Genomic DNA, 8,761 nt, shown 5'->3' with positions numbered 1-8,761 from the left:
TTGTCACCGACCAAAGCAGATTGGCAGACACAGAGCGCGGCTGTGAATGTCGGGCTGCGGCTGCCCGGCCATCCGTTCAGCAGTTCATAAGCTTCCGCCACAGAGACGATATCACGCGGAAAGCCCATCCCGACGAATACTGAAACGGGCTTCGAAAACAGTTGGGGCGCCATCGGTGACTCCGTTAGGTTGCGTGCCGAAACAACACGCAAATTGTAGGGCGGGTGCGATGACCTCTACAGTAGACCAAACGGCGTATTGACCATCCCCCCCCAACAAGGGGGTCTTCCCATCGCGCCAGCAACGCCTTTTTGGAGACCGCGCGTGCCAAAACCCGCACATTTTCCAATTCAAAATATGGGGGTCTCATTCCCTAGGCCATAGACCCATAAAGTGGATTCCCAAAACGCGCGATGACTGATTCAATCTTTTCGATTGAGGAGGTCTGATATGGCGCGTTTTGATCTGACGGACTTTGAACGGTCGACTATTGAGCCGCTCTTGCCGAACAAGGTTCGTGGCGTGGCGCGGGTTGATGATCGGCGGGTTTTGAACGGCATCTTCTGGCGGCTTCGGACTGGCGCGCCATGGGCAGATATTCCAGCCCGCTACGGGCCGCATACGACCTGCGTCAACCGCTTCAACCGATGGCGTCGGGCAGGTGTGTGGGACCGGCTACTGGAAGCCGTTTCAAAGGCTTACGATGGAGATATCCAAATGATCGACTCGTCCTCTATCCGCGTCCATCAGCATGGTGCAAACGCCCAAAAAAAGATGGCCGATCCCGTTGCATGGGTCGCTCGCGGGGCGGCCTGACGACCAAGATCCATGCGCTCGTTGACGCCGAAGGACTGCCGATCGCTCTTAAGCTGACCGAGGGCCAAGCCCATGACGGTCGAAGCGCCTGGGAAATGTTGAGCGGGCAGAGCGATGGCCAGATCCTGCTTGCCGACCGCGCCTATGACGCAGACGAACTGCGCGCCAGCCTCGAGCAACGCGGCGCCTGGGCCAACATCAAGCCGATGCCGAACCGCAAAAACATCCCGGCATTCAGCCCTTGGCTCTACCGCTTTCGAAACCTCGTCGAACGCTTCTTCAATAAACTCAAACACTTCCGCGCCATCGCCACTCGATATGACAAGCGGGACGACAACTTCCTTGCAAGCGTCAAACTCGCTTCTTTTCGAATATGGTGCCGATTTAATGAGTCTATGGCTAGACCACGCGTACCTTTAGAAAAAGCCCACTTCACAGGCTACAGCCTGGCCAATTTCTGAAGAGGAGTGGCTGGACGGTGGAGATAGTCTCAGTCACCAAGATCAACCTCTATGAAGTGACATTGACCGGCTTCCCGGCCTAAGAGACGACAGACGCCAGTCTGCGCTCCGACAACGCAACCAGTGCCCGCCGTCGTGTGGTGGAAAGGATCGAGGCGGCGCAGCGGCTACGCGGCATCCGGTAGGCCCTACTCCGGCTTCGGCGGCAGTTCTTTCTTGACCTGCTGCGCGTCCGACGCCTTCGTCATGTCAGTTTTTTCGACGCTGGCCGTCTTGGTCGTGTCCACCGTCGCCGATGCCGTAGACTGATGATAAGCGCAGTCCGCGGATGCGGCGGATACGGACAGGCCCAACGCTGCGCCGATTGCGAGGAATGTCTTCATTTTGATCCTCCTCATCGTGATGACGCACCGTAACCTGCCTGGCGCCGGCCGCAAAATCACTTTTCCTGTCAAGGTGGCCGGTGCCGCTAGCCGAGACGGCGATGCGGATCAGGGCATACACGGGGCGGGATCGCGTTTCCGGTCTCTCGGCGCAAAGACCAGTGTCCAAAGGAAAGTTTCACATCCGCAAATTAGGAATTTGGATGGCCCTTAGCGCCGCTACCCTTGCCCTTTCTTGGAGACTGCGCTCGCTTTTTTGCAGCAAGATTGAGTTCGTATTCCTGCTTACTGATCCACTTCGCGTGTTCCGTTGAGATGAGCGACTCAACCCGCTCTACGAGCGCCATGTGCGCCTCGTCTTTGCTCAATCCATCATAGGATCCTGATCCGCCCAAAAAGGAGTATTTTTCATGTCGTAGGGCTTCGCACGTCGATCTGTAAGTGATCCAGTTGTGCTGCCACTGGTTCAGCTGTTGCAGGCCTTCTAGCACCACTGCCCCCACGCCGAGAGCAGCCGTGACCCAGCCGTTCCAAAGTGCCGTAAGCGGCACTAGTGCGCTGAGGATGAATTCCGCGATCTTGACGTTTTTGTAACACCGTTGAGCGTCGCCAGATTTGGAATCGTACCATCGAATTTGCTGCTCGAGCCGTTGATACCCAGAGTCCGGCTCGCTTTCTGTTGAGCCAGGCGCGCTCATTGGCCTATCAACGTTGCCAGATGGCGATAGTCCCAAAGCCACCACTTCATATCCAATCGTCTTCCAAGTTCGGGCAGCCTGATATTGGCCGGCCCATCCTTAAACCCCATAAAAATGATGCCGTTACCTTTTGCGAGGCTCTCCTCGAGTTCCCAGTCCACCCACTGGCTAGTATGGGTCAATTCACTAGTCATGCACACCGTCACGCTGGTCCGACTTATCTTCTCTTTTATTTTAGTGCGAATGTAGGTAGCATTAGCACTATTAATAGCTGTTCGAACAGACTCATCATAAAATTCAATAGCGAAATCCGGATTTGCCGCGAGCAGGCGCAGCCCGTTAACCTTATTGCGGTCTTCATTTCTGAAGCTGATAAAAACGCGCTTCATATGGCTAGCTCCTAACACCCGCTACGTCCTGTAACCACGACTTTGCACTTCTAATAGTCGTGGTCGCGTCGACCTTACCTAGCCTCGAGCGTGGCGCCTTTCCTTTGTTTATGAAAAGCATCGAGGGAGAGAGGCTGTCTATATACGGGTACAAACCCAAAAACTCTTGTCCAGAGAAGGTTTCAGAATCGCTTTTAGCAACAGGAAGGACTGCTACAGCCCCTTTAGAAGCATCGAAGTACCCCAACTCCCAAGGCATCCATTTGGATGCGGGGGAGTTGTTAGAGTGTACGTACACCAGTGACTTCGACTGCTTCATGCGCGTTCTAAGCAGATCAGCAGTATCCGCGGTTACTTTACTTCTATCTAAATGCTGGTCTTCGATCCAATCGACGTAGGCGGACATGCCCATTTTTTCGAATAACCGTTTGACACCAAGTACTATTTCAGCGTCCGCAAAAGAATGCGAGAGAAAGGCGTCAAAGGACGACTTGGTCGCAGCGCTCGCTGTTTCTTCTTTCAATATGGTAGCTGCGGTTCTAAGCCCTCGACTGTCGCTGGCGATCTTTTTCAACTGCGCTTCGGTAATTAAGGTCACGTTCTGCACCCCTCTTTTCGCCGGCCCTTTCTTATCTGTAGATCGTGATCTTCGGGTTGAACACTACAAATTTCGGCAATCAACCGCTTAGTTGATGTCTGCCAACTTTAGGAACAACGATGACATACAAACGCGCCGCATCCGTGCGCCCAAAATCGACCCGGACCAAGGGGCCGTCGACGCTCTCGAAAACGCCGTGGCGTCCGCGTCCGTGGCGATGACGCTCCGAGGGATATCCAATGACATTTGAAGCGCGCATCGCTGCCATCATCACACGATATGCAAAAGTTCGACCGCGGGGACCGAACCGTCGACGAACCGTTTGACGAGTGGGTGACTACCTGGGAACAGGTGGGCGCCTTCCTCGCGACGGAAAGTCGCCGGCATTTAGGTCTGGAACGAAGCCAACCGGGACGTCTGGGTACATGGCGCGAGGCGACCGCAAATGACGCGCCTTCGCCATAGTTTGAAATGACCCGACCTGGCCCCAGGCCCACGGGATACGCCCCCAACGCCTCACGATTTGACCAATGAGTAGGACACCCGGTCCTCAAGTAGTTGATAGTTGTCCATTTCCGCACCCTCGACTTTGCGCAGACTTCCCTTAACAGGATTCATAACAAAATGACCACACCACCTGCCGCGGCCGGTTCGCAGGCGCATGATAAGTCGCCGCAAAGGAACTTTCATATTCGCAAAATCAGGAATCCTTGCATGGCACGCCCGAGGAAGACGGCGTTCAACCCGGCCCGTTCTTGTTGACATTTATCCTAACATCGAGGACAGGGTAGCTGGTGTCGCACTCAGGAATAGGCGGATTCCTGGGCGGACACGACCCACACTAAATGGTCATCTACGCCACCAGATCTTACACCAAAGTGTAAATCTTAAGCAATCGCCTGTTGCGTTCCAAGGCGGGTGAAAACAAACGCAGCAAGAAGGAGCACGAAGTGATGTTGACGCATAGTCATTGTCTTCTCCCTTTTTCGAAGCATTCGGCCTAATCCAACAACATATGCTCTTTCTTCTTGCTGTCATACGGAAAGAACCCACAACCATCTACGCGCCGCCGCGCGGCGGCGGCCGACCTAGCCAGTCGCCTATACCAGGGATCGCGGGAGCTACACAGTCAAGACGGCCATTCTGGAGCCAACCTCAGCGCCGCTGAGCCGCTCATACGGTCGCGACCATAGGCATAGACAAATACCCTGCTCATTTGTGTAATTCGCTCTTCAATCACACTGTTTCGTCCGCTAGTAATAGCCGCTGGTGGGGGAAATTCATGGCACGACAGTTAAGGCTCACCCGCTTTCGGGACGTCTCGCTTGATGATCCGTTCTTCGACAGCCTCAAGGCCGGTTACAACGGTTTCTCTAACTGGTTTGCGGGCAAGGCGAACGAGCCGCTGTACATTGTTGCCGACGGGCACAAGATTAGCGGCATGATCTATCTGAAGCGCGAGGATGGGCCGGTCACAGACGTAGCCCCGCCCCTGCCCGATCGCGCCTGGCTTAAGGTCGGTACACTCAAGATCGAGCCAGCAGGCACGAAGCTCGGCGAGCGGGCGATCAAGAAAATCGTCGATACCGCGCTCGTCACGGGTGCCGATGGCATCTATGTGACGGTCTTCGAGGTCCATCAGGACCTGATCACGCTGTTCGAGCGCTACGGTTTCGTCCACGCCGGCACCAAGACGACCGACAATGGCGTTGAACAGGTCTATTTGCGTTCACTCACGGAGCATGATGATGATCCGCTGAAGCGCTATCCGTTCATCCGCGCGGCAGGCCAAAAATTCTGGCTATTAGCAATCTACCCTGAGTATCACACGCGCCTTCTGCCAGACTCGATCCTCAACAATGAGCCGCAGGATATCATCGAGGACGTGTCGCATACTAACACCATACACAAGGTATATATCTCGGGCCTCGCGCTGCAGCGTATGCGGCCGGGAGATCCGGTTATCTTTTATCGGACAAGCGACCGGGCTGGCCAGGCGCGCTATCGCTCGGTGGTGACGTCTGTTTGCGTCGTCGAGGAGGTACGGCGGAAAAGTGATTTCAGAGGCATCGACGCTTACCTCGCCTATACGAGGCCCCGCAGCGTGTTTAGCGAGGCGGAGCTGCGGGAGAAATATGTCACATCCGACCGGATGGGGGTTGCTAAGCTGACCTATAATGCCGCATTCACTCGCAGGGTGATCCGGCAGACGCTGCTGGATGAGGGGATTTTGACCGAGCGTCAGCGCCCTGACCTGGTCGAGTTGCCTCGCGCAGACTTCGATCGACTGCTTGAGCTGGGAGAGGTTAATGCGGGTATTGTTGTCGATTAGGCCAGTTCACGTAGCCAATATCCTGAGTGGGGTTAAGCTTTTCGAATTTCGGCGCAGAATTTTCACCCGGCGCGACGTGCACACTGTGTTAATCTATTCTACGAGGCCGGTGGGGCAGCTCGTCGCCGAGTTCGAGATCGCAGAAATCCTAGAAGACAATCCCGAACAGTTGTGGGAGCGTACTTACCAAGCCTCGGGAATCAGTAAGGAATATTTCGACACCTATTTTAAGGGACGCGACAAGGCCTATGCGTTGAGGATCGGCGCACTTACCATTTTCGAGACGCCGATAGAGCCACAGTCGCTCATCGACAATTTCACTGCTCCTCAATCGTATCGTTACATTCCGCCGCCAGTGCGGCAACTGGCGCTGTTCTAGGCGTGTTGTGGGGTCCCTGCATTCTGGTGCTAGGCGTCTCTGGAGTAGGCAAGACGTCAAAGTGTTTGGACTATGTCGCCCGGCATCCGGAGTGGCTTTATCTTCGCGCGAGCGCGTTGCTGAGTGAAGCGACGGGCAAGACGACCGAGGCGCTTAGGACGGGCAGCGACATGGCGATACGCGACAATCAGCTGCTTTTGGGTGCGGCCCTCGACCGCGCACGCACCGGACGCGAGGCGTCTCCGGTCCTAGTAGACGGTCATGCGGTCATCGACAATGACAAGCACCTTGTGCCCGTACCGGTTGAGGCGATCGCTGCCTTGCGACCAGATGGATTCATCTTGCTCGAAGCTTCGATTGAGGTGCTCGCGTCACGACGAGACACTGCACCCCGGATCCGTCCGAGACGCTCATTGGCCGACCTCGCGCGACTCATGCAGGCGGAGCGCGACACGGTTAGCACCTATGCTGCGATCCTTAACCTTCCGCTGGCACACGCGCAGGTCGAGGACGTATTCCAACTCGACCAATTGATCGATGACCTGTTGAGGAGGGTTGGATGACGTCCGCATATATTGGGTCGATCTCGCGGGGCTGTTCGACCGCTGCGAATATTGCTTCATTGTAGCCGAGCTCGACACCAATCGGCAAATATTGGCCGTAGCGACGCGAGCTTAGTCGGAAGCCATAATAGTCGAAGATGCGCTCGAAGAGCGGAAGCTTGCTGTCGCTGATGGTAAGGTGCGGCTGATCCACGTCCAACCACGTCAAAAGTCCATCGAATATTCTAAGGCCGATGCCACGTTTGGCATAGTAGGGCGCGACGCGCACAGTGCAGATTTTGTGCTCGCTTGCCTCGCGCTTAGCGATGCCCAGACCCACGAGCTGGCCATCTCGCTCGATTCGCAGCAGCTGACGCGTCCCAGTGTGCAGGCCTGGCACGACCTTGGTCAGATACCAAGTGTCAATGCCAGGATAGTCTTCCGAAAGCGGCATGAGAAACGCGAGTGCCTCCGCTTCTCGCGGCGCCAAGGGAGCGACTCCGAGGGATGCGCAGCGGGTGGATATCCAATACGGTAAATGGCTCACGAAAACGATCCTAACTCAAATTCCTTGGGAGAGGTACCACCTAACGCTAGCGACGCAAGGCATCGAGAACGTAGGTCCAGAGCAATTTTCCTGTCACCAACAGGAGGGCCGCAAGGCCGCAGAGCCCGGTCCATAGCGCCATGAAAACATGATCCACGGGATCTTGCAACCAGCCTGCCGTCAAGTTGCCGAGCACACCAAACGCGAAAGCTACACCGAGATAGCGAACAAGTGTTGCACGTCCGCTACGCCGGATCTGAAGCTTTACGAAGGCAGAAAAATCGGTGATCGGCTTGCCCTTGGCAGTTCTCTTCCAGTGATAGACCACCATGCCTCTTGGTAGGCCAGGTGCGTAGGTCGACCAGATCGGATATTCGAGGAGCCGCATTTTGTGGAACTCGGTATTGGCAACCGACAGCTCTGCACTCACCGGAACCGCAGTCAAAAAAGCGACCAGCGTCATGTGCGCAGCACTCGCCGGCTGGTCAGATGCCATACGCGTTTCAACCACGGTCGGAAGCGTGCGTGCTTCATTGAGGCGAAAGTCCAGATACTCAATCTGATCATAGCCGCTCAGCAGGGCGCGATCGTATACTGGGATATCTTCGACGAAGGGGTTGTTCTCTTTGTCCGCCGGCATGGTGATGCGGAGCCGAAAATAAGCGCGCGATGCGCCGCTCTTCGCTTCGCACGCTCGCAGCGCGGCAGGCTGGATCGTGCAGAGGGTACCAACATCAAATGCGCGGACCGTGAGTTCAGTGTTGCTTATGCCGGTTTGGGCGGCATTCGGAGAGAACCAATGCATCCTGCAGAAGATGCGGCCATTGCTGCGCTTAAGAACGAGTGGGCCGGAGGTTCGCGCCTGTGCGGTCAGGAGCTCGTTGAAAATACCCTGGACGACATCGCGCTCGACAAAATAAGGCGAGCAATCCCCTATTTCCGATGGGGCGAGCGTAGCAGGAAGGTAAAGGAAGAGTTTGTCGACGAGACGAACGTCCTCGACCATGATGCCGATCTCGGCGAAGTCGCAGTGCTCGCGGATTTGTGCCCGCCGGAACCATGGAATGCGTTGTGGCCTGTCCGGCATGCGCCAATAGTTAAAATGCACCTCGAATTTAATGCCGGCCTCACCAGATATAGGCGCGCACCAGACCGCTATGCTCTTGTTTGAAGACATAACCTCTATGAATCCATCCCAAACCACCTCAAATTGGCTCATCGAAAAGCCCTGCCTGTAATCAGACGGAGGCTATTCGTCTTCCATTTGGTTGCGTTGAACTGATGACTGAGATAGCGACGCTTGTCGAGCACCGAGTCTTCGTGTGGAAGCTAATACAATGATAACCCGTATCGAGTTCGGTCAAGCCGGAACGAACGGCAGCTTTTTCGTGAGCAACAATACTGAAAGGCTAACATGCCGCGCAAACGTGCCGCCTCGCCGTGCCCAAAGGCGGGTCCGCTTCGCGCCTCCATTTCGGTCCTTGGCAGACCGCAGCCGCATCTCAAAAGCAGACTCCGAGCGCAAGGCTCAAAACTCGCGCTAAGTACCGTCACCGCTCCAACGAGCGCATTTTATTTCGTTGCAAAATCAAAAATTATGCCGGGCCCGGGGGGTC

9 protein-coding genes and 1 pseudogene are annotated in these 8,761 nt (G+C 55.6%); 4 read left to right on the top strand and 6 right to left on the bottom strand.

The window, feature by feature from the left end; genetic code table 11:
• Positions 1 to 173: DUF982 domain-containing protein (locus O7A60_RS29860; RefSeq protein ID WP_337109275.1), on the bottom strand; the 173-nt coding region annotated here is incomplete at its 3' end.
• A gap of 277 nt (positions 174 to 450) precedes the next feature.
• Here O7A60_RS29860 and O7A60_RS29855 point away from each other — a divergent pair.
• A pseudogene (locus O7A60_RS29855) lies at positions 451 to 1,133 on the top strand (IS5 family transposase); the annotation flags it as partial.
• Positions 1,134 to 1,465: 332 nt separating this feature from the next.
• Here O7A60_RS29855 and O7A60_RS29850 read toward each other — a convergent pair.
• The 4 genes from O7A60_RS29850 to O7A60_RS29835 all read right to left on the bottom strand — a co-directional run bounded on the left by O7A60_RS29850 (position 1,466) and on the right by O7A60_RS29835 (position 3,354).
• A complete protein-coding gene (locus O7A60_RS29850) occupies positions 1,466 to 1,660 on the bottom strand; it encodes a hypothetical protein (RefSeq protein ID WP_337109272.1) in 195 nt (64 codons plus the stop codon).
• Positions 1,661 to 1,851: 191 nt separating this feature from the next.
• Positions 1,852 to 2,358, bottom strand: a complete 507-nt coding sequence (locus tag O7A60_RS29845; protein WP_337109271.1) for a DUF4231 domain-containing protein — start codon at positions 2,356 to 2,358, stop codon at positions 1,852 to 1,854.
• Entirely contained in the window at positions 2,355 to 2,747 is a 393-nt protein-coding gene (locus O7A60_RS29840) for a TIR domain-containing protein (RefSeq protein ID WP_337109270.1), read from the bottom strand. Before O7A60_RS29840 ends, O7A60_RS29845 begins: the two co-directional genes overlap by 4 nt.
• Positions 2,748 to 2,751: 4 nt before the next feature.
• Entirely contained in the window at positions 2,752 to 3,354 is a 603-nt protein-coding gene (locus tag O7A60_RS29835; RefSeq protein ID WP_337109269.1) for a hypothetical protein, read from the bottom strand.
• Positions 3,355 to 4,627: 1,273 nt separating this feature from the next.
• On the opposite strand from O7A60_RS29835, the gene O7A60_RS29830 reads away from it, so the two are divergent.
• From O7A60_RS29830 to O7A60_RS29820, 3 genes are all read left to right on the top strand, one after another.
• Positions 4,628 to 5,677, top strand: a complete 1,050-nt coding sequence (locus O7A60_RS29830) for an N-acetyltransferase (RefSeq protein ID WP_337109268.1) — start codon at positions 4,628 to 4,630, stop codon at positions 5,675 to 5,677.
• Positions 5,678 to 5,786: 109 nt separating this feature from the next.
• Positions 5,787 to 6,056, top strand: a complete 270-nt coding sequence (locus tag O7A60_RS29825) for a hypothetical protein (RefSeq protein WP_337109267.1) — start codon at positions 5,787 to 5,789, stop codon at positions 6,054 to 6,056.
• A 2-nt stretch (positions 6,057 to 6,058) separates the two neighbouring features.
• The gene (locus O7A60_RS29820) at positions 6,059 to 6,619 is read left to right on the top strand and encodes an ATP-binding protein (protein WP_337109266.1); all 561 of its coding nucleotides are present in this window, start codon (positions 6,059 to 6,061) and stop codon (positions 6,617 to 6,619) included.
• 572 nt (positions 6,620 to 7,191) lie between these two features.
• Here O7A60_RS29820 and O7A60_RS29815 read toward each other — a convergent pair.
• Complete coding sequence (locus O7A60_RS29815; RefSeq protein ID WP_337109265.1) at positions 7,192 to 8,364, bottom strand: hypothetical protein; 1,173 nt, start codon at positions 8,362 to 8,364, stop codon at positions 7,192 to 7,194.
• Between the last annotated feature and the right edge of the window lie 397 nt (positions 8,365 to 8,761).

Source organism: Mesorhizobium salmacidum (SeqCode) (assembly GCF_037179605.1).
In the GTDB taxonomy this organism is placed as follows: domain Bacteria; phylum Pseudomonadota; class Alphaproteobacteria; order Rhizobiales; family Rhizobiaceae; genus Mesorhizobium; species Mesorhizobium salmacidum.
This window is presented reverse-complemented; position numbering and strand designations above follow the sequence as displayed.